Source organism: Bacillus tequilensis KCTC 13622 (genome assembly GCF_000507145.1).
Classification (GTDB): Bacteria; Bacillota; Bacilli; order Bacillales; family Bacillaceae; genus Bacillus; species Bacillus tequilensis.
This window is the reverse complement of the sequence record NZ_AYTO01000041.1, coordinates 545,528-569,183: the sequence shown is the minus strand read 5'-3', so window position 1 is coordinate 569,183 and position 23,656 is coordinate 545,528. Positions and strand designations below refer to the sequence as shown.

The following is a 23,656-nucleotide window of genomic DNA, read 5'->3' as shown; positions in this document are numbered from 1 at the left end:
GGCTCTGGCTGAATTTACAGTGAAAATCGGCTTAATTTCTCTGTTGACCCTTACGCTGCGGCATACCGTATGTTTGTGGCAAGGAGGGAATCAGGATGAATCTTGTAATGGAAAAGACCTTTGAGCAATATGAAAAGCTGTTTTCGATGGAAGAACAGAAAAGAGAGGATGAATTTCGGTATACGATGATGAAACCGTTTGAAAACATGTGGAACGCCATCCAAGTTCCGCTGAAAGCGAAGGAATCAAACGGCTATGATGTGATGATGGCTGTGAAAATGCTTGGCTATTTGGATGTCCGTGATGCTGAAACCGGGCTGAAAGCACTGCAAAAACTACAAAAATCACATGCTGCAGAGACAGCTGCATCTGCGCTTCGTCAATGCATGCGTTTTGCTGAGCGCGGACAGCTGCGGATAAATGCTGACGAGATCAGATTCGGCCTTTACATCGCTGATCCCAAAAGGCTTCAGCTGCAGAAAGGCTACTGCGGGTTTGGCGGGATACCGGGATTTATTCATGTATGGATTGATCCGAACAGTTATAACCTGCCAAGGATTCCATCTATTATTGCTCATGAGTTTCATCATAATTTGCGGTTTTCGTATGCTAACTTTCATCATGGCTCAGTGAGTGTCGGGGATTATCTTGTGATTGAAGGGTTGGCTGAGTCATTTGCCAAAGAGCTGTTCGGCGAGGAGCAGTTGGGTCCTTGGGTCACACGTTTTGATCAAGAAGACTTGCAGTATTCCATTGAAGTCATCCATGAGGTGCTGGATGTAAAAGGCTTCTCGGAAGTAAGCCGTTACATGTTTGGTGATCCAATTGCTAAAGAACAAGGTTTTGAGCCTGCAGGATTATCGGCTTTTGCCGGTTATGCAGTAGGATATCATGCCGTTCAGTCATTTATGGATAAACATCAAGTCACGATAAACGAGGCCACACTCTTGGATACGGAGACCGTTCTTTCTCAGTGCGGGCTGTTTTCTAAATGAAAAAAAGCGTCACATATTGAGACGCTTTTTGATTTCCAAAATGAGCAGCTCTATAACGGTACACGCCGCTATTCCAATTGTATACGCTTCGATATCGCTCCATAAAAATCCGTACCCCAGTACAAGTCCGCCAAGAGAAGTGTCTCTGATCCGATCGATCCATTCGGCGTGATACAGCTGGCTGATTTCAATGAAAAAACAGAAAGAAAGGCTGATAAGGCCCGTTTTCATTGTTTTCATCTTCTGAAATAGAAACCCGCATCCCGTAAAGATCATGGCAGCCCACAGCGAATCTCCCAGATACGTGTTGAGAGTATCCGGAAGAACATAGGAGAACGCTCTGGATCCCAGCCCCAGCCCAATAATCAGTATGGTGAAAGCTGCATATATCCATCGATTTCGCTTCATTGACAATTCATACCCCGTCTCCAATTCATCTCCCATGTATTGTAAGGAATATACCAGTTGTTTGTCCAATAAAAAAGCGGCTGCACAGCCGCGAAAGGGTTTATTTTGCTTTAAGGTTTACATGGTCGGCGGTTTGATCCTTGCCGATTACAAAATGAAGTTCATATCCGCCTGTGTCATAAACATAGTCGATTTCATCGGTAAACGGGACGGTTAACACTCGGTTCGCGGGACCGATTTCATTCCACAGCACTTCCGGGGTAACGCCGCCTAAATTCTGCTGCCGTTCGACCCCGGTCCCAAAGTATCGGATTTCTGAAATCGTCATGTCTTTATGATAGGAAAACCCGTAACCAGGCTGGCCCATATTCCAGGGAAATAAATCAAACCGATTGTCTCCTTCGGCCGGCCGTTCTGGTTCCCCTAGTACAGCGTGGACATCGCCTTTTGTGCTTTTGTTAACAGTTAGGCCTTGCACTTGCTGAGGCATTTCTCCTGTGTAGGCGGTGTTGTAAAGGTTTTTGACAAGCTTAGCGGCTGATTGGTTTTTGTTTTCAGTGAGCGTATTTGTTTGCGTTACGGCTTTTGCCGGTGTTGAAAAGGACGTCGCTCCCAAGCCGGAAAGAGAGCCTGTCAGTGCAGCAGCAGTTAAAACGGATATAGCTTTTTTCATGCTGATCCCTCCTTTTTTGTCTATCATTTCGTTTCCCCGTGTTTATGCAATAAAACATGCGGGTGTGCTTTGTATGTTTTATTGATCTCTTGTAAGGGAACAGAAATGGGTAATTCGGTATATACATAAGCAAGAAAGGGGAATGGAGATGGCTGGACAGAAAAAAATCACAATAAACGGCGTCGAAATGGAAGCGTCCGAAGAGCAGACGGTGCTGCAGCTTTTAAATAACAGTTCAATTGAAGTGCCGCAAGTATGCTATCATCCAAGCTTAGGGCCGATTGAAACATGCGATACGTGCATTGTCAGCATCAATGGCGAGCTGAAGAGATCGTGCTCCGCTGAGTTAAAGGATGGGGACGTCATTGATACACTTTCATCTGATGTCAAAAAAGCTCAGGTCATCGGGATGGATAAGATTTTATATAATCATGAGCTTTATTGCACAGTTTGCGATTACAACAACGGAGGATGCGAAATACATAATACGGTGAAGGAAATGAAAATCAATCACCAAAGCATCCCGTTTGATCATAAGCCTTACCATAAGGATGAATCCCATCCGTTTTACCGGTATGATCCAGATCAATGTATTTTGTGCGGCCGCTGCGTCGAAGCGTGCCAGGACGTTCAGGTCACAGAAACACTGACCATTGACTGGGATCGGAAACGCCCGCGCGTCATTTGGGACAATGATGTGCCGATCAATGAATCGTCGTGTGTGTCTTGCGGCCACTGTTCAACCGTCTGTCCGTGTAACGCGATGATGGAAAAAGGAATGGAAGGGGAAGCCGGATATTTAACAGGCATCAACAACGAAACGCTGCGTCCGATGATCGAAGTCACGAAAGGCGTAGAGACAGGCTACGGTTCGATTCTCGCCATTTCTGATATGGAATCCGCCATGCGTGATGAACGAATCAAGAAAACGAAAACCGTCTGCACGTATTGCGGCGTCGGCTGCAGCTTTGATGTCTGGACAAAGGGCAGAGACATTCTAAAAGTCGAGCCGCAGGAGGAAGCGCCGGCCAACGGCATTTCTACCTGTGTGAAAGGAAAGTTCGGCTGGGATTTCGTAAACAGCGAGGAGCGCCTGACAAAGCCGCTGATCCGTGAAGGCGACCGTTTCCGTGAAGCGGAGTGGGAGGAAGCGTTATCGCTGATTGCCAGCAAGTTCACAGATTTAAAAGAAGAGTTTGGCCCGGATTCACTTGCCTTTATTACCTCTTCTAAATGTACAAACGAAGAATCCTACCTCATGCAAAAGCTGGCCAGAGGGATCATCGGCACAAATAATGTGGATAACTGCTCGCGCTATTGCCAATCTCCTGCGACTGCTGGCTTGTTTCGGACAGTCGGTTATGGCGGTGACTCAGGTTCAATTACAGATATCGGGCAAGCGGATCTTGTTTTGATTATCGGTTCAAACACGTCAGAATCGCATCCGGTCTTGTCTACTCGCATTAAACGCGCTCATAAGCTGAGAGGACAGAAAGTGATCGTAGCCGATATCCGAAAACACGAAATGGCAGAGCGTTCCGATTTATTTGTTCAGCCGCGTGCCGGATCGGATATCGTCTGGCTGAACGCCATCGCCAAATATTTAATTGAAAACGGCAAAGCCGATGAACGCTTTCTGCGTGAAAGAGTGAATGGCCGGGATGAATATGTGAAAAGCCTGGCACCATATACCCTTGAATATGCTGAGGAGAAAACCGGAATTGATCAACAAACCTTGATCCAAATGGCGGAGATGATTAGCCAAGCTGACAGTGTGTGCGCATTGTGGGCGATGGGCGTGACACAGCATATTGGCGGAAGCGACACGAGCACGGCAATCTCAAATCTGCTGCTTGTGACAGGAAACTACGGGAAACCGGGAGCAGGCTCCTATCCATTGCGCGGCCATAACAACGTGCAGGGAGCAAGTGACTTCGGAAGCATGCCTGACAAACTGCCGGGCTATGAAAATGTAACCGACGAACAAGTCCGCCATAAATACGAGCGGGCGTGGGGTGTGCCGCTGCCGAAGGAGCCGGGCATGACCAACCACGAAATGATCGAAAAAATCCATTCCGGCCAGCTGAAAGCGATGTATGTCAAAGGTGAAGAAATGGGTCTGGTCGATTCAAATATCAATCATGTGCACGCCGCCTATGAAAAGCTTGATTTCTTTGTGGTGCAGGATATTTTCCTTTCACGTACAGCCGAGTTTGCCGATGTTGTTCTTCCTGCGAGCCCGAGCCTTGAAAAAGAAGGAACCTTTACAAACACTGAGCGCCGGATTCAGCGGCTGTACCAGGTGTTTGAACCGATGGGGGAATCAAAGCCGGACTGGCAGATTATTATGGAGGTAGCCAATAAGCTTGGCGCCGGCTGGCACTATGAGCACCCTGGAGACATTATGGAGGAAGCGGCTAAGCTGTCGCCGATTTATGCCGGCGTCACCTATGACCGTCTTGAAGGCTATAACTCCCTGCAATGGCCTGTAAGCGCTGATGGAAAGGATTCACCTTTACTGTTTACCGAGCGCTTTCCATTTGCGGACGGCAAAGCCATTCTCTATCCGGTTCAATGGACAGAGCCTGAGGAATTCGGTGAGGAATATGATATCCACGTCAACAATGGGCGGCTCTTGGAGCATTTCCACGAAGGGAACTTGACCTATAAATCAAAAGGGATATCGAAGAAAACGCCGGAAGTGTTCTTAGAAATTTCTCCTGAGCTCGCGGCAGAAAGAGGGATTCAGGACGGCACTCTTGTCAGACTCACATCGCCTTTCGGAAATGTGAAAGTGAAGTGCCTGATCACAGATCGTGTCAAAGGGAAGGAAGTATACCTGCCGATGAACGATTCGGGAGAAGCCGCGATCAACCTGTTGACAGGCAGCCATGCCGATAAAGATACCGATACGCCTGCATACAAAGAAACGTCAGCCAAATTGGAAATTTTGAAGCGCGAAGGAACCAATCCGCTGCCTAAGATCAATCATCGCAACGGCAATCCGCAGCCGCAAATCGGTGTGCAGGTACAAAAGAAATGGGCACGGAAGGATTATATTTTTCCTGGCGACGCAGTGAAAAGGGGGATTGGGCATAATGGCTAAAGCGATTAAACGGATTCAGAAAATCGAAGTAACGGAAGAGGATCAGCGAAAGCGTGACCTGCGGGAGATTGAAGATGCGCTAGTTGATCACAAAGAAGCGATTCTTGAAACCTTGCATATGCTGGGCCATATGAACGAGCGCGGTGTCCTGCCATTGCTCCGCGGCCTTTTTGGCCAAGGGGACAAAGTTCTTGATATCCTGGTGAAAAAGGCAGATACAGAGGAAACAGCCAACACGATGAAAAATCTGCTGCTTCTGTTTGGGACGCTCGGCATGCTGGATGTGAAACAGCTCGAGCCTCTCATTTTGAAAGTGAATGCAGGTGTGGCAAACGCTGTAGAGCAGAAAAACAGCGAAGAAAAGACAGGTTATTTTGATATTATCCGTTCGCTCAAAGACCCGGAAATCAACAAATCCATTACATTGCTCTTTTCGTTTTTAAAAGGAATGGGACAAGACACCAATGAGCTGGAACGGACAACACAGCCTCCGGAGCACCAAAAACACCATCAGGAACCCCGAGAAAAAAGAGGAATGAATAAGCGAGATTGACCACCCGCCCGAGCCGGCTGCTGCCAGCTCGGGTTTTTTGATGAAAAGGTCTAATGAACTAGTAAAAAGTATTCATATTCTAGAAATAAGTAAGTTTGTAACGGATGAAATAGAAATAATTGATGCTTTCTTACCTGTTGAGAAAAGGAAAAATCTGATTATAATAGAAAACGATTACTTTAGATGGGGGAACGATCATGAAAAAAGTCTTATTGCTATTATTTGTCTTGACGATCGGGTTTGCACTTTCTGCGTGCAGCCAATCAAGCGATGCGTCTGAAAAGGAAAAGCCGAAAGAAAAAAAATCACAGGAAGAGCTTGAAAAGGAACTTGATAAGGAACTGAAAAAAGGCGGTGAGCCGAAGATTAAAAAAGATGATCAAATACATAAAATTGGAGAAACGTTTAAAGCAGGACATACGAATTTTACAGTGAATAAAGTTGATAGAGTGCAAAAAGGTGAATATTCCGAATTGGGAGGAGCTGTAGACTCGAAGCCAAAAACAATAAAAGATAATGAGGAACGGCTCATTATAGAAGTTACGATAGAAAACATAGGGAAAGATTCAATGCAATACAATTTTCTCGGGTTAGACTTAAAAGACAAGAACAATAAATCAGTCCGGCCGGTTTTTTCAATAGAAGAGAAGAGCAGGATCCTGATGACAGGAACACTGACATCAGGGAAAAAGGTTACAGGTGTACTCAGTTACGTCATCCCTAAAGGAGAACAGAAACATTACACACTGGTATATAATCCGTTTTTAGCTGATACAAATAGCAGTAATACTGAAGAGAGAGTAAAGGACGATATGGATTATTTGGTGAAGTTAGATTAGAACTTGATTTGCAGCTGCACGTTTTCATTAGTGAAACGTGCATTTTTTATAGTGAAAATTAACATGAAAGGATGAGTGATAAGAATGCAAACCAAATGGCTGGAACGGGCCCAGCGGATTCAGGCGATCGCGCAGGCGGGGCTTGCTTTTTCCAAGGATGTATATGACAGGGAAAGGTTCGAAGAGCTGATGAGGCTAAGCCAAGAAATGATGGCGGATTACTCGCAGACAGAAATTGAACTTATCACTGATTTATGAGATGGGGAGAGCGGCTATCCAACACCGAAAGCCGATGTTCGCGGCGCCGTATTTCAGGAGAATCAGATTCTGCTTGTCCGGGAGAAGCATGATGAGCTGTGGTCGCTGCCGGGCGGGTTTTGCGAGATTGGTTTATCACCGGCAGACAATGTGGTCAAAGAAATTAAAGAAGAGTCGGGGTATGATACAAAACCGTCTCGATTGCTGGCTGTGCTGGACAGCCATAAGCACCCTCATCCGCCGCAGCCCTATCATTACTATAAGATCTTCATTGAATGCAGCATAACCGGCGGGCAGGGGGAAACCGGGATTGAGACAAATCATGCCGCTTTTTTTCCCGAAGACAGGCTCCCGCCGCTCTCACCGAAACGTAACACACCTTCACAGCTCAGCATGCTGTTTGACTTTCTCCGCCATCCGGGCAAGAAAACGATATTTGACTAAACAAAGAAAGAGCCTGAAAGGCTCTTTCTTTGTTATAGCGCAATATGTTTTTTACTGGAGAGCTTCAGAAGGGTCAAAATAGAATCGGCTTGTTTATGGCCGAGCTGTTGCTTTAATTTATTTTCTTCAACAAATCGGCTGCCGTAAATCTCGACAGAAGCCTTGTCGACGATAGTATGCCAGTTTTCCTGATTTTTTCCTTCAACAAGCGGTTTTCCATGTCTCTCAGAAAAAGAGAACACAAATAATACAAATGCGAGGGAAAGCAGGGTGCCGACAACTATTTTTTTGAAATCAGTCTGTGCTGTCATGTTGTTCTCTCCTTCACCTTTTACTTTCTATTCAATCACAGAATCAGCCTGCTTAATATAATGGAAAAGTCATTTTTTTAGGTTAGTGCTATTGATTGAGAGTAAGGGTGTTTTTTTTGGGTGTGTGTGCAATTGAATGCATATTGAATATGTATGTTTATGCCTAAGGTCACGTTCTGAGCCAAAACGGCAGCGCTGAATAGAAAAAAATTGAGAGATTATGGTAAGATGAACGAAATTCGAGAGGGAATATATGATGCCTGCATCGGACATCGTGATCGCCTGCCTGCTGTTATCAATCTGTCTATACTTACTTGTCCCTCTCTTTTTTGAAAGCGGGAGGTGAAGAAGAACGTCAATTGCTGAATTCTTTCAAGAGGAGTGACAATACATGAATGTGTTAAACCGCCGGCAAGCTTTGCAGCGTGCGCTGCTCAATGGGAAAAACAAACAGGATGCTTATCATCCGTTTCCGTGGTACGAATCGATGAGAAAGGATGCGCCTGTTTTCTTTGATGAAGAAAGCCAAGTGTGGAGTGTTTTTCTTTATGATGATGTCAAAAAAGTCATTGGGGATAAAGAGCTGTTTTCCAGTTATGTGCCGCCGCAGCAGTCCAGCTCTATTGGGAATTCCATCATTAACATGGACCCGCCAAGGCATACGCAAATCCGTTCTGTAGTAAATAAAGCCTTCACACCGCGTGTGATGAAGCAATGGGAACCGAGAATTCAGGAAATCACAGATGAACTGATTGAAAAATTTCGGGGGCGAAGCGAATTTGACCTTGTGCACGATTTTTCATACCCGCTCCCGGTTATTGTGATATCTGAGCTGCTGGGAGTGCCTTCAGAGCATATGGATCAGTTTAAAGCATGGTCTGATCTTCTGGTGAGCACACCGAAGGATAATAGTGAAGAAGCGGAAAACGCCTTTTTGGAAGAACGAAACAAGTGCGAGGAAGAACTGGCGGCGTTTTTTGCCAGCATCATAGAAGAAAAGCGGAGCAAACCGGGACAGGACATCATTTCCATTTTAGTGGAAGCGGAAGAAACGGGCGAAAAGCTGACCGGAGAAGAGCTGATTCCGTTCTGCACGCTGCTGCTGGTGGCCGGGAACGAAACCACTACAAACCTGATTTCAAACGCGATGTACAGCATATTAGAAACGCCGAATATATACGATGACCTTCGCACCCATCCTGAACTGATGCCTCAGGCTGTCGAGGAAGCCCTGCGTTTCAGGGCGCCTGCTCCGGTTTTAAGGCGCATTGCCAAGCAGGATACGGAGATCGGAGGGCATCTCATTAAAGAAGGTGATATGGTTTTAGCGTTTGTGGCATCGGCAAATCGTGATGAAGCAAAGTTTGACAGACCGCACATGTTTGATATCCGCCGCCATCCCAATCCGCATATTGCGTTTGGCCACGGCATCCATTTTTGCCTTGGGGCGCCGCTTGCCCGTCTTGAAGCAACGATCGCGTTAACGGCTTTGATTTCTGCTTTTCCTCATATGGAATGCGTCAGTATCACTCCGATTGAAAACAGCGTGATATACGGATTAAAGAGCTTTCGTGTGAAAATGGATTAGATAAGGAGACTGGAGATTCATGAAAAAGCACCATATTTCGATGATCAATATCCCTGCGTACGGACATGTCAATCCTACGCTTGCTTTAGTAGAGAAGCTTTGTGAGAAAGGGCATCGTGTCACATATGCGACGACTGAGGAGTTTGCGCCTGCTGTTCAGAAAGCCGGTGGAAAAGCGTTGATCTATCATACTTCCTTGAGTATTGATCCTAAGGAAATCAAGGAGAAGATGGAAAAGAATGAGACGACGCTCAGTTTCTTGAAGGAATCACTCAGCATTCTGCCGCAGCTTGAGGATTTATATAAGGGTGATCAGCCAGATTTGATCATCTATGATTTTGTCGCCCTGGCAGGTAAATTATTTGCAGACAAGCTTCATGTACCGGTTATCAAGCTCTGTTCATCATATGCTCAAAATGAATCCTTTCAGCTCGGAAGTGAAGACATGCTGAAAAAGATAAAAGAAGCAGAGGCTGAATTTAAAGCCTACTTGGAGAAAGAGCAACTGCCGGCTGTTTCATTTGAACAATTAGCTGTGCCGGAAGCCTTAAATATTGTCTTTATGCCAAAGTCTTTTCAAATTCAGAACGAGACGTTTGATAACCGCTTCTGTTTTGTCGGGCCATCTCTTGGAAAACGGACGGAACAAGAAAGCTTGTCGATTGAAAAGGATGATCGCCCGCTTATGCTGATTTCCTTGGGTACGGCGTTTAATGCATGGCCGGAATTTTACAAGATGTGCATCGAGGCATTTAGGGATTCTTCATGGCAAGTGATCATGTCGGTCGGGAAAACGATTGATCCTGAGAGTCTGGGTGATATCCCTGCTCATTTTACCATTCGCCAAAGCGTGCCGCAGCTTGAGGTATTGGAGAAGGCCGATTTGTTTATTTCTCATGGCGGGATGAACAGCACGATGGAGGCAATGAATGCCGGTGTGCCGCTAGTTGTTATTCCGCAAATGTTTGAGCAGGAGCTCACCGCAAAGCGTGTCGATGAATTAGGGCTCGGCATTTATTTGCCGAAAGAAGAAGTGGCGGTTTCTAGACTCCAGGAAGCGGTGCAGGCCGTATCCGGCGATCGAGAGGTGCTCAGCCGCGTCAAGAATATGCAAAAAGATGTAAAAGAAGCAGGCGGAGCGGACCGTGCGGCTGCTGCGATTGAAGCGTTCATGAAAAAATCTGCTGTTCCCCAATAAATCAAAAAAACCGAAATCGAACATTCGATTTCGGTTTTTTGTTAAATGTTTTTTTTCATCCCGCATCTTCGGCATTCTCTAAGGAATTTTCCGCCTTTTACAGAGCTTTTGAACAGTGTGTAATCACAATTGTCACAGCGCCCGCTGCGGGCGTCCGGATATTCATTAAATTCGTAAACGATCGATGTATCGTAGCCTTTTGTTTCATATTCTTCTTTTTTTGTCTCCATGATCGATCCTCCGTTAGCAAACGTGTCTGCTGTTTATATTACAGCAAGCTGCAGGCGTATTCAAATGGATTTTAGAGGCTTGAGTTTATCTTGATTTCTCCCTTGGTTTACGCCACAATAGCTTTATTACATAAAAAAGCCTATGCAAAGAGGAGAGGAAACGGGTATGGGAAAAGGGTTACATGGTAAGCGCGTGGCGATCGGGGGCTCCCGAAAAACCGAAGAGATCAGCACGATCATTGAAAAACAGGGCGGAACTCCTGTCATCCGGCCTCTCCAAGGAACGGTTTACTTAGCAGAGAAGCAGGTGGAGCCGGACTTGCGAACGTTTGTCGAGGAAAAAGCTGACTGGGTCATTTTCACGACAGGCATCGGAACGGAAACTCTTGTCGATATAGCAGAGAAAATCGGTCTGAAAGATGAGTTTCTGCAGGCAATTCGCCAGGCGAAAGCGGCATGCCGGGGATACAAAACGCTGGCTGCGCTGAAAAAGCTTGGGATCACACCTGAAGCTTCGGATGAAGACGGGACAACAAGAGGTTTAATTCGTTCCTTGGAGCCTCATGACTTTTCAGGGAAAAAAGTCATGGTACAGCTACATGGAGAAAAAGCGCCGGCCCTCATGGCATTTTTTGAAGAAAAAGGCGCGTCTGTCCTGCCGATTCTGCCTTATCAGCACATCCCGCCAGAGGAGGAAACGGTGGAGCGGTTATGCCGAGAGCTGATGGGCGGCGAGATCGACGCTGTTTGCTTTACAACAGCCATTCAGGTTCGTTCTCTGTTTGATTTTGCCAAGGAGCGCGGCTATATCAATGAAGTGAAGGCTGTATTCGAAGAGCGCGCCATCGCAGCGGCTGTCGGAAAAGTGACCGCTGAAGCGCTGCGGGAAGAAGGCATCACGAGGCTGCTTGCGCCGGAGATTGAGCGGATGGGCGCGATGATTGTTGAGCTGTCCAAGTATTATGAAGAAAAGTCATAATCAGACCAAAAAGCCGCTTTCTAAGGGAAAAGCGGCTTTTGACTGTCACCCATTTTCCTTCAGCTGCTGATGCGCGGTGAATAATGACGGGGATGTCAGAGCGCTTAAGATTACACATGTCAGCGCGGCGGACGCCATCGTGGTAAACACGATCAAGAGCTGAAAGCGAACCGCTTGAATCGGGTCCGCTCCGGCTAGAATCTGGCCCGTCATCATGCCTGGAAGCTGAACAAGCCCCAGCGTTTTCTGGCTTTCCAGCGTCGGGATCATACTCATTTTCATTGCGGAAGTAAGAATACGCTGTATGGATTGCTTCGGTGTGCCGCCCAGAGACAATATTAATTGAATTTCTTCTTTGCGAATGCCGACTTCTGCGCTCAACCGGTTTAAAAACAAACTTGAGAGCACCATCGAATTTCCGATGACCATCCCGCTGATCGGAATGACATAGCGGGCCGTAAGCGGAATGATGTGAAGAGACAGCAGAATTCCTTGCGTTACAATTTCTACAATCGCTAACGCGGCGAACACTCTCCAAAACGAACCGATTGTATTTTTCTTTCGTTTGATGACATTTTGCGCCGCCACCGCCAGCATTAACAGCACCATCAGCAGGATAAAAACAGGATGGTTTCCTCGAAAAATCAGCGAGAGTACATAACCGATGATAAGCAGCTGCACCGCGGCCCGGATGGTGGCAATGATCATGTCTTTTTCTACGCCGGCTTTAAAGGATTTTGATAAAAACAAGGCGATCAAAACAAAGATCATCGTTAAAGAGAGAGAAAGGTAATCCATTATCGGGTTCCTCCTTTCAAAAACTCCTTGGCGGCTTCATGCTGCGGAGCGGAGAAAAATGCTCCGGTTTCAGCGATTTCCAGCAGCCGGCCATCCGCCATAAACCAAATGGTATCGGCTACTCGTTTTGCCTGCTCCATATTATGAGTGACCCACATGACTGTCCATTTTTTCTCTCGATGATGACGTTTGATCAGCTCTTCAATCTCAAAAGCAGAAACTGGGTCCAAGGCCGACGTGATTTCGTCCAGCAGCAGAATAGAGGAAGGGTTTGCGAGCGTTCTGGCCAGTGACAGCCTTTGCCGCTGTCCGCCCGATAAGTCCCTCGCACTTCTGTCCAACAGCTCTGGCGGCAGCCCTGCAAGAGAAGCGAGCTCTTCAGGAGGGTATAACTGGGATTGATGCAGCCTTTGGACAAGACTTAAATTGTCACGCACTGTCCCGTCGAGGACGGGCGCAGATTGAAACGCAAGGGCAGCGGTTCGCCTCAGCTTATTGACATTCCATTCTCGGACTTCCTTTCCGTATATGTTGACTTCGCCGCTGTCAGGCGTTCTCATTAAATTGCACATGGACAGGAGGCTGCTTTTTCCTGAACCGGAAGGACCTAAAACGGCGACGATTGCGCCCTGGCGAATGTCTCCGCTGACATCCCGCAGTACATCATAAGTTTGTCAGTCTTGTTCATAGCTTTTTCGGACTGATCTGAAGGAGATGGCTGGTATGTTTTGTGTTTGATCGTTTGCTTCCATAACAATAATCACCTTTCAATATAAGTAGGCTGACAAGATATTTAACTATCACGTGTAACAGATTCTTAGTAGCACAAATAAAGGAGAACAGATTTTCACCCATACTCTTGCAGCTGCTACGCAGTCAGATTTGACTGTGCTTTCTTTCTCCGCTTTCTCGGCTGTGATGTAAAGGTATGTAATACCATCCCCGCAATAATAATGAATAAACCGGCAAATGATAAAAGGGACGGGAAAACGCCTGACAGAAGAACAATTTCGCCAAGCAGCGCGAAAATCACTTCACCGGATTGAGTGGCTTCAACGGCCGCGAGTTTTTGCGGGCTGTCTCTAACCATATCAGTGGCCCAAAAAAATAAAACAGTCGCAATGATGCCTGAGCTGACGGCCACGATAAAGGATTGAACGGTTTGACCCGCTGTCGGCAGGCCGTCTGACCACCAGCCGTAAGCTGCTAATAGAAGCCAGAACGGAAGGCTTGCCAATGTCATTCCAAGCACACGCTGAAATGTATCAAGCCGGCCTCCGTATTGTTCAAGCATTCTCCGGTTTCCTAACGGATAGGCAAAAGCCGCAATAACAACCGGCAGCACACTGAAAAGCAGCATCTTCCCTGAAAGCGATTCGGCATGCTGAAGCTGAATCAGCGCCGCTCCGATCAGGATGATCATGGAAGTGCCAAGTGAAACAAGGGGAATCTTTTGCCGAACAAGCTGCGGCCCGCCCGGCATGTCTTTTTTGACATGGAAAAAAGGAGATAAGAGCACACCGGCTACAATGGTAATTTGCCAAGTTCCGGCTACAAGCCATCCGGGACCATATCCTGCCGCAAATGTGATCGGCGCGTAAAAAAGCACGAAGCCGACAAAGCTCCATTTAATCCAAAAGATCGGCTTTTTCCGCATCTCTTGTAAGAGAGGAGCGAACGTCCCTCTCATGATGACAATCAAACATAAAAACGGCGCCATAAAAATAAAGCGCAGCGAAGAGCTCCAAAGCCAGCTGCCCCCGGCCAACTCCATCGCTCTGTTTAAAATAAAGGTAACGGCGAAAAAGAGTGAAGCTAATATTCCGATAACGATTGCTTTCATGATATCCCTCATTTTGGCATTATTTTTTATACTATACTATTCGGTATCATGCAGGGCAATGGAATCGTGAGAAAAACAGCATGTTTTGCGAACCGCTATGTGTGGAAGACAAAAGAAGGAGGTGACATTGATGGAAGCAAAGACACAGACGTACTTCTTTCAGGATGACGGCAGAATTCCGAATCACCCTGATTTTCCGCTCGTTGTGTATCAAAACGCGCTCAAAGACACCGGCGAGGCAGAGCGGATTGTCAACCGTCATGGCTGGTCAAACAGCTGGTCAGGAAGTGTTTTTCCATATCATCATTATCACAGCAATACGCATGAAGTGCTGATTGCAGTCCGGGGAGAGGCCATGATTCAGTTTGGGGGAGAAAAAGGGTCCGCCATTCCTTTTAAATCGGGCGACGCCGTTGTGATCCCAGCCGGAGTCGGCCATAAAAAAATAAGCGCAAGTCCCGATTTTATGGTGATCGGCGCCTACCCGGAAGGCGTTCAGTATGATTTGAAGACGGGTGAGCCGGATGAGCGGGAGGAAGCGCTGAAACAAATCAAGCAGGTCTCATTGCCGGCTAGTGATCCGGTCACAGGAAGAAGAGCTCCTCTTTTGGCAATATGGGTCAATTGAAGGGGGGAGAAAATTGTTGGATTGTCAATAACTAGTACTGCAGAAACGTTATGACACGGGCTCCATATAAATTAATTTCATAATCGAAGCAATTCACGTTCAAATTTTGTTCAAAAAGTGTTATCATATAGAAGGTAATCGAATTGGAGTTTTTTATGTTTGCTATTTTCAGAGAGAGTAAAGGATTTTGACTTATTCAATTGTTTATTTTTGAGATAAAAATAATACTGAATATGGCAAGATGAAAAACTGGGTAGTAAACATATATTTTTGTAAATGATTGTGCACGAATTCACAATCCTTATTCTTATGCCTTCAAGCGTAAGAGCAGGGAGAGGCACTACCCTTTCCAAAAAAAATCAGCAAACTGCTTATAGTAAAGGAGAATTGGATATGCCAGAAACAATCGATCAAACAAACGCGTCTGTCAGCCAAAGCCAGCAAGATCTTATTGATCAGCTGTTAAAGCCAGAAGTTCAAGAATCACTGACTGTTTTAGTTGACCAGCTTCCAAAGCTGACTGAGTTAGTGAATATTTTAACGAAGTCTTATGATTTCGCTCAGTCTGTAGCAACTGACGAAGTGCTAAAAAGCGACACTGTCGGTGCGATCACAGAAATTCTTGAGCCTGTAAAAGACACAGCGAAAGAAGTAGCTGCGACTGCAATCGAAGCGAAAGACCGCGCGGATGCAAGCAACGAAACAATTGGTCTTTTCGGCCTGTTGCGCATGCTGAAAGATCCTCAAGCTCAAAAGCTGTTCCGTTTTGCTAACAGCTACCTTGAAGTTTTGAACGAACGCGAAAAACAAAAATAATCTCAGATTCAAATTGATATAAAGGACGGAGGATATACGATGTCAAAACATATTGTCATTCTAGGCGCTGGTTATGGCGGAGTTCTTTCTGCTCTAACAGTTCGCAAACATTATACAAAAGAACAAGCACGCGTGACAGTGGTAAACAAATACCCAACTCACCAAATCATTACGGAATTACACCGTCTTGCAGCAGGCAACGTGTCTGAAAAAGCGGTTGCAATGCCACTTGAAAAACTTTTCAAAGGCAAAGACATTGATCTTAAAATCGCGGAAGTAAGCTCTTTCTCTGTTGATAAAAAAGAAGTTGCGCTTGCTGACGGTTCTACATTATCTTACGATGCGCTTGTTGTAGGTCTTGGTTCTGTAACGGCTTACTTCGGCATCCCGGGCCTTCAAGAAAACAGCATGGTATTGAAATCAGCTGCTGATGCGAACAAAGTCTATCAACATGTTGAAGAACGTGTGCGCGAGTACTCTAAAACGAAAAATGAAGCTGATGCAACAATCCTTATCGGCGGAGGCGGCTTAACGGGTGTTGAGCTTGTCGGTGAGCTTGCTGACATCATGCCAAACCTTGCGAAAAAATACGGCGTAGACCATAAAGAAATCAAATTGAAACTGGTTGAAGCAGGTCCGAAAATCCTTCCTGTTCTTCCGGATGATCTTATCGAACGTGCGACTGCAAGCCTTGAAAAACGCGGCGTTGAGTTCTTAACAGGTCTTCCTGTTACAAATGTAGAAGGAAACGTCATTGATCTGAAAGACGGATCTAAAGTCGTTGCCAACACATTTGTTTGGACTGGCGGCGTACAAGGCAACCCATTAGTCGGTGAATCAGGTCTTGAAGTGAACCGCGGACGCGCGACAGTAAACGACTTCCTGCAATCTACATCTCATGAGGATGTCTTCGTTGCCGGAGACAGTGCAGTTTACTTTGGTGCAGACGGTCGTCCATACCCGCCAACTGCACAAATCGCATGGCAAATGGGTGAGCTGATCGGTTACAACCTATTCGCTTACTTAGAAGGCAAAACGCTTGAAACATTCAAGCCAGTAAACTCTGGTACACTTGCAAGCCTTGGACGCAAAGACGCGGTTGCCATTATTGGTGCTAATTCTACACCGCTTAAAGGTCTTCCTGCTTCCTTGATGAAAGAAGCAAGTAATGTACGATATTTGACACATATTAAAGGACTTTTCAGCCTCGCTTATTAATCCTTTTTGTCGACTTGGACATTGCAGAAAGCGTTCCTTTTGGGACGCTTTCCGGCAATGTCTTTTTTGTTTATTTGCTAACCTTAACATTTTGGAATCGAATGAAAGACGGTGGGGACATGGAGCCCTTATAGGCGAAAATTTTTTGTTGGAAAATGAAATCGCTATCACCCTCTATCATAAAGATGCGAAAGACATGCCGATTATTGATTATCACTGCCACTTAAGCCCGAAAGAAATCTATGAAAAAAAGACTTTCAAAACATTACGAAAGCCTGGCTGTATAGGGATCATTACAAATAGCGCATCATGAGAGCCAATGGAATTGAAGAGACATATATTGCAGGCGATGCGGCAGATGAGGAGAAATGTATGGCACGGGCAAAAACTGTGCCGATGGCGAACGGCAATCCGTCTCATGATGCTAACGCAGGCCTTTTTTTAGCGAAGGATGATGTGTTGCGGGAGTTTATCCATTCTATGATTGAGGTGGCGAGCGCAGGCTTGTAAACCATCAGAGAACTTGCCATTTTTACATCGGGTGTGACGTTGTAATGAAAAAGGCTATCCTCCGAGGGGACAGCCTTTTTTATTAAATCAGTTTTAAGCCGCTGATCAAAATGATGGACGCCATAATAAATTGCAGCGGGCGCGGGGAGAATCGAGGCGAGAGGTGGCTCCCGATCAGCACGCCGGGAATCGAACCGAGCAGCAGGTTAGCTGCCAGCATGTAATCCACGCTGCCAAAGCTTGCGTTCAAAATGCCTGCTGCCGTAACGAGAAGAAAAGCATGCGCAATATCGGTTCCGACAATCTGTGACGCTTTCATGTTGAATAAGTAAATCATGGCAATTGCAAATAATGACCCGGAACCAATTGATGTTAATCCCACGATAAATCCAAACACAACACCAATAAGAATCGTCAGTGCCCGCTTGTTTTCAAGCGGCATCAGCTGCCAGCGGTTCGGACGAAGTTTTCGGTCCAAAAACAAACGCACGATGATTGAGATGGCAACCAGGGTTAACACATAGCCAAGAGCGTGCTTAATAATGTCTTCCTGATGCTGATGAAAGGCGGGGAACAAATGCAGTATGCCAATGGCTAGCGAAGCACTCGGAATACTGCCGATGGCTAAGTATTTGACCAGCTTAAAATTAATCGTTTTCTGCCGCCAATGGGAGGCGACGCCAAACAGCTTGGTAATCGAGTTATATACAAGATCCGTACCGACCGCAATGGAAGGATTAATTCCAAGCACAATTAAAAGGGGAGTTAATAAGGCTGCTCCGCCGACTCCTGTCAATCCGACTAAGGCTCCGACAAACAAACCCATCAATATGATGCTTACACTCATGATAAAGGCCTCCTGAAAACCCGACTATTTTTATCAGATTATATATGATTAGGTCATGTTAATCAATTAAATTTTTTGAATTTTTGCACGTCTGATGCTTGAAATTTTGGTTTGCTCAATATCTTTATTCATGAGCCCTTTAATGAGTGTCTGGACGAAATCTGGCAGTGAACGGAAGGCATAAAAAAAAGATACCCATGAACAGGTATCTTTTTCTTGTTTACGTTACATGCGCTGCTGATAGAAAGGAAGCTCCGTGTGGCCCATTTCCCGTACATAAACAAACAGGTTGCCTTTATGGTGTATTTCATGCTCCATTGCGAGCTGAAGCAGCGCGCTGCCTGTGACTTTTCTGCCGAAAGCGGCTGTCAGATCAATTTCTCTGTTCAGCTGTTCTTCAGTCAGCTGTTCAAGGATAGCGGCCGTTTTTTCTGTATATGTTTTTGCCAGAACATTGAGATCTGTTTCTGTTTCTTCCTGCTTGTTTTGAAATGGTGAGCCATTGCCCTCTTTAATGACATTGGCAAACAGGTGGAAAGACGTAAGAATGTGTTTGACCAGCTCTTCCGCTGACATTGACGTTTCAGTCGGCTTGTAGCTGTAATGGTCTTTGCTGATTTTTTCAGCCAGCTCATTGGTCACGTTTCGATGGGATAAAAAATGGCTGACAATTTGAGCGGATTGGCTCATGATGATCTCCTCCATATGTAAAAATAAATGGTGCAATGAAATCCTATATCAACGGTTAGCATTTCACAAGTAATATGCTGTGGTTGAAACAAAATACTGTGTGAGGCACTCCTGCATGTATTCATTTTGTTGCGGTTAGCCGAAATTCGACAATTGCGGTTATTTTGCGTTCTTCTTTTTCTTGCAAATATGATAAAATATGACATATCCTGGGTAGGTCAAAAAGGGGGGATTAATTGAGGATGAAGCAGACGATTCCGTCCTCTTATGTCGGGCTTAAAATTAATGAATGGTATACCCATATCCGCCAGTTTCACGTGGCTGAAGCCGAACGGGTCAAGCTCGAAGTAGAGAGAGAAATCGAGGATATGGAAGAAGACCAAGATTTGCTGCTGTATTATTCTTTAATGGAGTTCAGGCATCGTGTCATGCTGGATTACATTAAGCCTTTTGGAGAGGACACGTCGCATCTTGAATTTTCGGAATTATTAGAAGACATCGAAGGGAATCAGTACAAGCTGACAGGGCTTCTTGATTATTACTTTCATTTTTTTCGCGGAATGTATGAATTTAAGCAGAAGATGTTTGTCAGTGCCATGATGTATTATAAACGGGCAGAAAAGAATCTTGCCCTCGTCTCGGATGATATTGAGAAAGCCGAGTTTGCTTTTAAAATGGCCGAGATTTTTTACAATTTAAAACAAACCTATGTTTCGATGAGCTATGCCGTTCAGGCATTAGAAACGTACCAAATGTATGAAACGTACACCGTCCGCAGAATCCAATGTGAATTCGTTATTGCAGGAAATTATGATGACATGCAGTATCCAGAAAGAGCATTGCCCCACTTAGAACTGGCTTTAGATCTTGCAAAGAAAGAAGGCAATCCCCGCCTGATCAGTTCCGCCCTGTATAATCTCGGAAACTGCTATGAGAAAATGGGTGAACTGCAAAAGGCAGCCGAATACTTTGAGAAATCTGTTTCTATTTGCAAGTCGGAAAAGTTCGACAATCTTCCGCATTCTATCTACTCTTTAACACAGGTTCTGTATAAACAAAAAAATGATGCCGAAGCGCAAAAAAAGTATCGTGAAGGATTGGAAATCGCCCGTCAATACAGTGATGAATTATTTGTAGAGCTTTTTCAATTTTTACATGCGTTATACGGAAAAAACATTGACACAGAATCAGTCTCACACACCTTTCAATTTCTTGAAGAACATATGCTGTATCCTTATATTGAAGAACTTGCGCATGATGCTGCCCAATTCTATATGGAAAACGGACAGCCCGAAAAAGCACTTTCATTTTATGAGAAAATGGTGCACGCACAAAAACAAATCCAGAGAGGAGATTGTTTATATGAAATCTAAATGGATGTCAGGTTTGTTGCTCGTTGCGGTTGGGTTCAGCTTTACTCAGGGGATGGTCCATACAGGAGAAACAGCAGGCACAGATAGCAACACATTTCATATTGCGGCACGCAATCAAACACGATGATGACAAAAAAAGACCCTCTGGGGTCTTTTTTATTTCAGCTTCCATTCCTTTATGATCAGTTCAGAAGAACCTCTTACCACCAGCGGATCGGCATGTCCCAATTTCGCTGCCTCTTTTTGCGAACCTGCTTCGGTGACGTACGTTCCGCCTGTGGCGTCGCTGAAAGGCCCGAACATCAGGCGGTCCAAAAACCATAGTGTCCGGCTACATGCTCTTGATTGAATTGTTCTGTTCTGGTTGTCAGCATTAAGCACGTATTCAAGATTGTTTCCTTCTTTTGAATCTCAGTTTAGCACAATTATCCATATCACGGTGACGGATGATACAAGTTTTTCGTCCTACGAATGCCACCTATTGATGAAAAAGAAAAAGGAGAGATGATAGGTGAGCATTCAAGTGAAGAAAAATTTGGTTTCTGAGGCGAAATACGCGCTGAAGTGCCCCAATGCAATGTCCGCTGAATACATTACCATTCACAACACGGCAAACGATGCGTCAGCTGCTAATGAAATCAGCTATATGATTGGGAACACCAGCTCGACAAGCTTTCATTTTGCAGTCGATGATAAAGAGGTGATTCAAGGCCTGCCGCTTAACCGAAACGCCTGGCACACGGGTGACGGCACAAACGGCCCAGGAAACCGAAAATCAATCGGCGTTGAGATTTGCTACAGCAAATCGGGAGGTCCAAAATATGAAGCTGCCGAAGCCTTGGCGATTTCATTTGTTGCGCAGCTTTTGAAGGAGCGCGGCTGGGGAATCGATCGAGTCAGAAAGCATCAGGACTGGAATGGGAAGTACTGTCCTCACCGCATTTTATCAGAAGGGCGCTGGGATCAAGTGAAGGCGGCAATTGAGAAGGAATTAACAGGTGCAGTATCAGCGAAAAAGGCTCCAGCCTCTGAATATCATGTGAAAAAAGGGGACACGCTGTCAGGTATTGCCGCAGCGCATGGTGTCAGTGTGAAAACGCTGCAAAGCATAAATCATATCACCGACCCGAATCATATTACAGTCGGACAGGTGATTAAACTGCCGCAGGCGGCATCTTCTTCTAAAAGCCATGCCGCGTCTTCCTATCCGCTTCCATCCGGAGTGATCAAAGTGACAAGGCCGCTTACGAAAGGGACAAACGTAAAGCAAGTGCAGACCGCTTTAGCTGCCCTTTATTTTTATCCTGATAAAGGTGCGAAAAATCACGGCATTGACGGCGTCTATGGTCCGAAAACAGCAAATGCGGTAAAACGTTTTCAATCTGTCAGCGGATTGACGGCAGATGGGATTTACGGTCCGAAAACGAAAGCTGAAATTGAGAAAAAACTGTAATGAATTTAATAAACGGAAGCCTGACAGCTTCCGTTTTCTTCTTACATACAAACTGCAGCAAGCACCTTTTGAATATCATAAATGCCTTCATCTTTTTTAAACTGCTTGGAGACAGCGGGAAGCTCCGCGCCGGAAATCCAAATTTTCAGCTCTGAATCAAGGTCAAAGCGGCCGGCGGTTTCCACGCTGAATCTGGAAATGCTTTTGTACGGAATGGATTGAAACTCCGTTTTCTTGCCTGTGATGCCCTGCTTATCGACAAGAATAAGCCGTTTGTCAGTAAAGACAATTAAATCGCGAACCAGCTTAAACGCCGCATCGATCTCCTCACCCTCCAGTAAAATATGGGCCAGCTCTTCTTTCGCCGCAGCCGTTGACAGTGTTGACGCATTGCCGAGTAATCCATCAAAAAATCCCATGTTTAAACCTCCTAATCTGTAATCTATTAAATCATACGATAAAAAGGTTTTCATTCATAGATGAGTAGAGTAAACTGGTGCTGATTGGTAAAGGAGAGCATCTAACATGAAAGATATGTATGACGGCTTTGCAGCCCTTTCTGCTTCTGAATCGGAGTACCGGATTATTTATGAGGAGAAAACCGGAAGTGAGCACATCGTCCTCAGTCCCCACGGCGGAAGAATTGAGCCTGGCGTCAGCGAGCTTGTGCGAGCATTTTCCGATCAATGCTCGATTTATTTATTTGAAGGTGTAAAGCAGCGAAACAACCGTTCTTTGCATCTGACAAGCACTCGTTTTGACGAGCCGATCGCTTTAGAAAAAGTGAACGCCCACCATTACGCATTAGCCATTCATGGGTATCACGATCCAAAAACACCGCATACATTGGTCGGGGGCGCGGATCGAAAAAAGGCCAAGCTTATTTGTGATCGGCTGAATGAAGCGGGTTTCAGCGCCGAGCTCACGAGTGAGAAAGACCGACTGGCTGGTGTGCATCCGAAAAATATTGTCAATCGGACAAAAAGGGAAATGGGACTGCAGCTGGAGGTAAGCACGGCCCAGCGAAAGGCGTTGTTCCGCAATTTTACCTGCCGTAATGAAAGCTACACACAAAACGATTTGTTTTGTCGATATGTGGAAGCTGTTAAGCGTGGTTTTTATGGTTGAATGAACGGACCTGCACGATGTGCTCATTCCTTCATAGGAAATGTTGTGCGATCGTGTGGGGGAGGAATGAAGATGTTATACCACATGAAAGAACTTCAATATCAAGCTAAGCCAGCTCATCCCGATCCGGTTTATACGAAAAAGCGCCAAGAAGTGCCGGGCGGCCGATCCGGTGAGATCAGCTTTATAATGCGGTATTTGTTTCAGGGTTTTTCCTGCCGTGCAGATGCGAATAGAAAAATTTCTTTATGATGTCGGGACAGAAGAGATCGGGCATGTGGAAATGCTTATAAAAGTGAACCTGCTGTGGCAGAAGTGTTGTCAGGAATGATCCTCAGCATGCTATTGTGTTCGGTTTGGGTGCGATGGCTATCCGGGGAATGCAAAATACATTATCTCAAGCGGAAATTTGAACCTCAGGTATTCGCGCCAACTTAAATGTGGAAGCACATGGACGCCTTCAGGTGACACGGCTTTATGCCATGACTGATGATCCTAAGGTGAGAGATATGCTGTCATTTTTGATTGCGCGGGATACTTATCATCAAATATGTGGTATGAAGTCTTTAAAGAGCTGGAAGAAAGGCATTCCTGTGTGAGCTCACAAGGCAGATGGGCTCATGGCGAAGCCTGTGACGGCCGGGGCGAGTTCAGTTATATACAGCTGCTCCGATTGCGGTTCGCATTGCGTTCATCTTAAATCGCCGCTAATGCGGCATTCCTCCGATGTCAAAATATGAATGCCTATGCCGGGCTGGGGGCAGTGTTCC

General features: G+C 45.6%; 23 protein-coding genes and 5 pseudogenes. 17 read left to right on the top strand and 11 right to left on the bottom strand.

The features are described from left to right. Nucleotides 1-95: 95 nt before the first annotated feature. Nucleotides 96-995, top strand: coding sequence for a DUF2268 domain-containing putative Zn-dependent protease (locus tag V756_RS0121150; RefSeq protein ID WP_024716426.1), 900 nt, complete (start codon nt 96-98; stop codon nt 993-995). Between the two features lie 9 nt (nt 996-1,004). Here the strand turns inward: V756_RS0121150 and V756_RS0121145 are convergent, their stop codons facing one another. Together V756_RS0121145 and V756_RS0121140 are read right to left on the bottom strand one after the other, a co-directional pair. Continuing rightward, on the bottom strand, nt 1,005-1,403 hold the full coding sequence (locus V756_RS0121145) for a ribosomal maturation YjgA family protein (RefSeq protein ID WP_024716425.1): 399 nt from the start codon (nt 1,401-1,403) through the stop codon (nt 1,005-1,007). A 100-nt stretch (nt 1,404-1,503) separates the two neighbouring features. Beyond that, on the bottom strand, nt 1,504-2,076 hold the full coding sequence (locus V756_RS0121140) for a YjgB family protein (RefSeq protein WP_024716424.1): 573 nt from the start codon (nt 2,074-2,076) through the stop codon (nt 1,504-1,506). 148 nt (nt 2,077-2,224) lie between these two features. Here V756_RS0121140 and fdhF point away from each other — a divergent pair, with 148 nt between their 5' ends. The 4 genes and pseudogenes from fdhF to V756_RS01000000122970 all read left to right on the top strand — a co-directional run bounded on the left by fdhF (nt 2,225) and on the right by V756_RS01000000122970 (nt 7,276). Further along, the gene (gene fdhF / locus V756_RS0121135; protein WP_024716423.1) at nt 2,225-5,182 is read left to right on the top strand and encodes a formate dehydrogenase subunit alpha; all 2,958 of its coding nucleotides are present in this window, start codon (nt 2,225-2,227) and stop codon (nt 5,180-5,182) included. Then, nucleotides 5,175-5,735, top strand: coding sequence for a helical membrane plugin domain-containing protein (locus V756_RS0121130; RefSeq protein ID WP_024716422.1), 561 nt, complete (start codon nt 5,175-5,177; stop codon nt 5,733-5,735). The genes fdhF and V756_RS0121130 overlap by 8 nt, the downstream gene beginning before the upstream one ends. Nucleotides 5,736-5,932: 197 nt before the next feature. Then, nucleotides 5,933-6,574 carry a DUF4352 domain-containing protein gene (locus V756_RS0121125; protein WP_024716421.1) on the top strand — a complete coding sequence of 214 codons (642 nt, stop codon included), beginning with the start codon at nt 5,933-5,935 and terminating at the stop codon, nt 6,572-6,574. A 75-nt stretch (nt 6,575-6,649) separates the two neighbouring features. Beyond that, nucleotides 6,650-7,276: pseudogene (locus V756_RS01000000122970) on the top strand (NUDIX hydrolase). A 32-nt stretch (nt 7,277-7,308) separates the two neighbouring features. Here the strand turns inward: V756_RS01000000122970 and V756_RS0121115 are convergent. Then, nucleotides 7,309-7,587, bottom strand: coding sequence for a hypothetical protein (locus V756_RS0121115; protein ID WP_024716420.1), 279 nt, complete (start codon nt 7,585-7,587; stop codon nt 7,309-7,311). Between the two features lie 391 nt (nt 7,588-7,978). On the opposite strand from V756_RS0121115, the gene yjiB reads away from it, so the two are divergent. Next, entirely contained in the window at nt 7,979-9,175 is a 1,197-nt protein-coding gene (gene yjiB / locus V756_RS0121110; RefSeq protein ID WP_024716419.1) for a monooxygenase YjiB, read from the top strand. A gap of 19 nt (nt 9,176-9,194) precedes the next feature. Further along, the gene (locus V756_RS0121105) at nt 9,195-10,373 is read left to right on the top strand and encodes a macrolide family glycosyltransferase (RefSeq protein ID WP_024716418.1); all 1,179 of its coding nucleotides are present in this window, start codon (nt 9,195-9,197) and stop codon (nt 10,371-10,373) included. A gap of 41 nt (nt 10,374-10,414) precedes the next feature. Here V756_RS0121105 and V756_RS0121100 read toward each other — a convergent pair whose 3' ends face one another. Continuing rightward, the gene (locus V756_RS0121100; RefSeq protein WP_003232781.1) at nt 10,415-10,603 is read right to left on the bottom strand and encodes a DUF8096 family protein; all 189 of its coding nucleotides are present in this window, start codon (nt 10,601-10,603) and stop codon (nt 10,415-10,417) included. A gap of 166 nt (nt 10,604-10,769) precedes the next feature. On the opposite strand from V756_RS0121100, the gene V756_RS0121095 reads away from it, so the two are divergent. Next, on the top strand, nt 10,770-11,582 hold the full coding sequence (locus V756_RS0121095; RefSeq protein WP_024716417.1) for a uroporphyrinogen-III synthase: 813 nt from the start codon (nt 10,770-10,772) through the stop codon (nt 11,580-11,582). A gap of 45 nt (nt 11,583-11,627) precedes the next feature. On the opposite strand, the gene V756_RS0121090 is transcribed toward V756_RS0121095, so the two are convergent. The 3 genes and pseudogenes from V756_RS0121090 to V756_RS0121080 all read right to left on the bottom strand — a co-directional run bounded on the left by V756_RS0121090 (nt 11,628) and on the right by V756_RS0121080 (nt 14,223). Further along, nucleotides 11,628-12,380 (bottom strand): ABC transporter permease, encoded by a 753-nt coding sequence (locus V756_RS0121090; protein WP_024716416.1) that lies wholly within the window; start codon nt 12,378-12,380, stop codon nt 11,628-11,630. Then, nucleotides 12,380-13,132 (bottom strand): annotated as a pseudogene (locus V756_RS01000000122965) (ABC transporter ATP-binding protein). The gene V756_RS0121090 and the pseudogene V756_RS01000000122965 overlap by 1 nt, the downstream one beginning before the upstream one ends. Before the next feature lie 116 nt (nt 13,133-13,248). Then, a complete protein-coding gene (locus tag V756_RS0121080) occupies nt 13,249-14,223 on the bottom strand; it encodes a DMT family transporter (protein WP_024716415.1) in 975 nt (324 codons plus the stop codon). 130 nt (nt 14,224-14,353) lie between these two features. Here V756_RS0121080 and V756_RS0121075 point away from each other — a divergent pair, with 130 nt between their 5' ends. From V756_RS0121075 to V756_RS1000000123780, 4 genes and pseudogenes are all read left to right on the top strand, one after another. After that, a complete protein-coding gene (locus V756_RS0121075) occupies nt 14,354-14,851 on the top strand; it encodes a cupin domain-containing protein (protein ID WP_024716414.1) in 498 nt (165 codons plus the stop codon). 393 nt (nt 14,852-15,244) lie between these two features. Next, on the top strand, nt 15,245-15,667 hold the full coding sequence (locus V756_RS0121070) for a DUF1641 domain-containing protein (protein ID WP_024716413.1): 423 nt from the start codon (nt 15,245-15,247) through the stop codon (nt 15,665-15,667). Between the two features lie 39 nt (nt 15,668-15,706). Beyond that, nucleotides 15,707-16,885 (top strand): NAD(P)/FAD-dependent oxidoreductase, encoded by a 1,179-nt coding sequence (locus V756_RS0121065; RefSeq protein ID WP_024716412.1) that lies wholly within the window; start codon nt 15,707-15,709, stop codon nt 16,883-16,885. Nucleotides 16,886-17,015: 130 nt separating this feature from the next. After that, nucleotides 17,016-17,308, top strand: a pseudogene (locus tag V756_RS1000000123780) (glucuronate isomerase); the annotation flags it as partial. A 169-nt stretch (nt 17,309-17,477) separates the two neighbouring features. On the opposite strand, the gene V756_RS0121050 reads toward V756_RS1000000123780, so the two are convergent. Both V756_RS0121050 and V756_RS0121045 read right to left on the bottom strand, forming a co-directional pair. Beyond that, nucleotides 17,478-18,242, bottom strand: coding sequence for a sulfite exporter TauE/SafE family protein (locus V756_RS0121050; RefSeq protein ID WP_024716410.1), 765 nt, complete (start codon nt 18,240-18,242; stop codon nt 17,478-17,480). A gap of 225 nt (nt 18,243-18,467) precedes the next feature. Next, entirely contained in the window at nt 18,468-18,932 is a 465-nt protein-coding gene (locus tag V756_RS0121045) for a DinB family protein (RefSeq protein ID WP_024716409.1), read from the bottom strand. Nucleotides 18,933-19,168: 236 nt separating this feature from the next. On the opposite strand from V756_RS0121045, the gene rapA reads away from it, so the two are divergent. Both rapA and V756_RS0121035 read left to right on the top strand, forming a co-directional pair. Beyond that, the gene (rapA, locus tag V756_RS0121040) at nt 19,169-20,305 is read left to right on the top strand and encodes a response regulator aspartate phosphatase RapA (protein ID WP_081719943.1); all 1,137 of its coding nucleotides are present in this window, start codon (nt 19,169-19,171) and stop codon (nt 20,303-20,305) included. Further along, nucleotides 20,295-20,432: a PhrA family phosphatase inhibitor gene (locus V756_RS0121035; protein WP_024716407.1), complete on the top strand. Its 138-nt coding sequence runs from the start codon at nt 20,295-20,297 to the stop codon at nt 20,430-20,432. Before rapA ends, V756_RS0121035 begins: the two co-directional genes overlap by 11 nt. Before the next feature lie 29 nt (nt 20,433-20,461). Here V756_RS0121035 and V756_RS01000000122955 read toward each other — a convergent pair. Next, nucleotides 20,462-20,694, bottom strand: a pseudogene (locus V756_RS01000000122955) (YciI family protein). Between the two features lie 122 nt (nt 20,695-20,816). On the opposite strand from V756_RS01000000122955, the gene V756_RS0121025 reads away from it, so the two are divergent. Next, nucleotides 20,817-21,758, top strand: a complete 942-nt coding sequence (locus V756_RS0121025; protein ID WP_024716406.1) for an N-acetylmuramoyl-L-alanine amidase — start codon at nt 20,817-20,819, stop codon at nt 21,756-21,758. Nucleotides 21,759-21,799: 41 nt separating this feature from the next. Here V756_RS0121025 and V756_RS0121020 read toward each other — a convergent pair whose 3' ends face one another. Further along, nucleotides 21,800-22,177: a PH domain-containing protein gene (locus V756_RS0121020; RefSeq protein ID WP_024716405.1), complete on the bottom strand. Its 378-nt coding sequence runs from the start codon at nt 22,175-22,177 to the stop codon at nt 21,800-21,802. Nucleotides 22,178-22,283: 106 nt separating this feature from the next. On the opposite strand from V756_RS0121020, the gene V756_RS0121015 reads away from it, so the two are divergent. Together V756_RS0121015 and V756_RS1000000124040 are read left to right on the top strand one after the other, a co-directional pair. After that, entirely contained in the window at nt 22,284-22,886 is a 603-nt protein-coding gene (locus V756_RS0121015) for a poly-gamma-glutamate hydrolase family protein (RefSeq protein WP_024716404.1), read from the top strand. Nucleotides 22,887-22,958: 72 nt separating this feature from the next. Continuing rightward, a pseudogene (locus V756_RS1000000124040) lies at nt 22,959-23,469 on the top strand (manganese catalase family protein); the annotation flags it as partial. Nucleotides 23,470-23,656 lie beyond the last annotated feature (187 nt).

What these genes read in the sequence shown, in the direction of transcription:
- V756_RS0121150 (WP_024716426.1), top strand. Translation starts at nt 96, where the DNA reads ATGAATCTTGTAATGGAAAAGACCTTTGAGCAATATGAAAAGCTGTTT.
- V756_RS0121145 (WP_024716425.1), bottom strand. Translation starts at nt 1,403, where the DNA reads ATGAAGCGAAATCGATGGATATATGCAGCTTTCACCATACTGATTATT.
- V756_RS0121140 (WP_024716424.1), bottom strand. Translation starts at nt 2,076, where the DNA reads ATGAAAAAAGCTATATCCGTTTTAACTGCTGCTGCACTGACAGGCTCT.
- fdhF (WP_024716423.1), top strand. Translation starts at nt 2,225, where the DNA reads ATGGCTGGACAGAAAAAAATCACAATAAACGGCGTCGAAATGGAAGCG.
- V756_RS0121130 (WP_024716422.1), top strand. Translation starts at nt 5,175, where the DNA reads ATGGCTAAAGCGATTAAACGGATTCAGAAAATCGAAGTAACGGAAGAG.
- V756_RS0121125 (WP_024716421.1), top strand. Translation starts at nt 5,933, where the DNA reads ATGAAAAAAGTCTTATTGCTATTATTTGTCTTGACGATCGGGTTTGCA.
- V756_RS0121115 (WP_024716420.1), bottom strand. Translation starts at nt 7,587, where the DNA reads ATGACAGCACAGACTGATTTCAAAAAAATAGTTGTCGGCACCCTGCTT.
- yjiB (WP_024716419.1), top strand. Translation starts at nt 7,979, where the DNA reads ATGAATGTGTTAAACCGCCGGCAAGCTTTGCAGCGTGCGCTGCTCAAT.
- V756_RS0121105 (WP_024716418.1), top strand. Translation starts at nt 9,195, where the DNA reads ATGAAAAAGCACCATATTTCGATGATCAATATCCCTGCGTACGGACAT.
- V756_RS0121100 (WP_003232781.1), bottom strand. Translation starts at nt 10,603, where the DNA reads ATGGAGACAAAAAAAGAAGAATATGAAACAAAAGGCTACGATACATCG.
- V756_RS0121095 (WP_024716417.1), top strand. Translation starts at nt 10,770, where the DNA reads ATGGGAAAAGGGTTACATGGTAAGCGCGTGGCGATCGGGGGCTCCCGA.
- V756_RS0121090 (WP_024716416.1), bottom strand. Translation starts at nt 12,380, where the DNA reads ATGGATTACCTTTCTCTCTCTTTAACGATGATCTTTGTTTTGATCGCC.
- V756_RS0121080 (WP_024716415.1), bottom strand. Translation starts at nt 14,223, where the DNA reads ATGAAAGCAATCGTTATCGGAATATTAGCTTCACTCTTTTTCGCCGTT.
- V756_RS0121075 (WP_024716414.1), top strand. Translation starts at nt 14,354, where the DNA reads ATGGAAGCAAAGACACAGACGTACTTCTTTCAGGATGACGGCAGAATT.
- V756_RS0121070 (WP_024716413.1), top strand. Translation starts at nt 15,245, where the DNA reads ATGCCAGAAACAATCGATCAAACAAACGCGTCTGTCAGCCAAAGCCAG.
- V756_RS0121065 (WP_024716412.1), top strand. Translation starts at nt 15,707, where the DNA reads ATGTCAAAACATATTGTCATTCTAGGCGCTGGTTATGGCGGAGTTCTT.
- V756_RS0121050 (WP_024716410.1), bottom strand. Translation starts at nt 18,242, where the DNA reads ATGAGTGTAAGCATCATATTGATGGGTTTGTTTGTCGGAGCCTTAGTC.
- V756_RS0121045 (WP_024716409.1), bottom strand. Translation starts at nt 18,932, where the DNA reads ATGAGCCAATCCGCTCAAATTGTCAGCCATTTTTTATCCCATCGAAAC.
- V756_RS0121035 (WP_024716407.1), top strand. Translation starts at nt 20,295, where the DNA reads ATGAAATCTAAATGGATGTCAGGTTTGTTGCTCGTTGCGGTTGGGTTC.
- V756_RS0121020 (WP_024716405.1), bottom strand. Translation starts at nt 22,177, where the DNA reads ATGGGATTTTTTGATGGATTACTCGGCAATGCGTCAACACTGTCAACG.
- V756_RS0121015 (WP_024716404.1), top strand. Translation starts at nt 22,284, where the DNA reads ATGAAAGATATGTATGACGGCTTTGCAGCCCTTTCTGCTTCTGAATCG.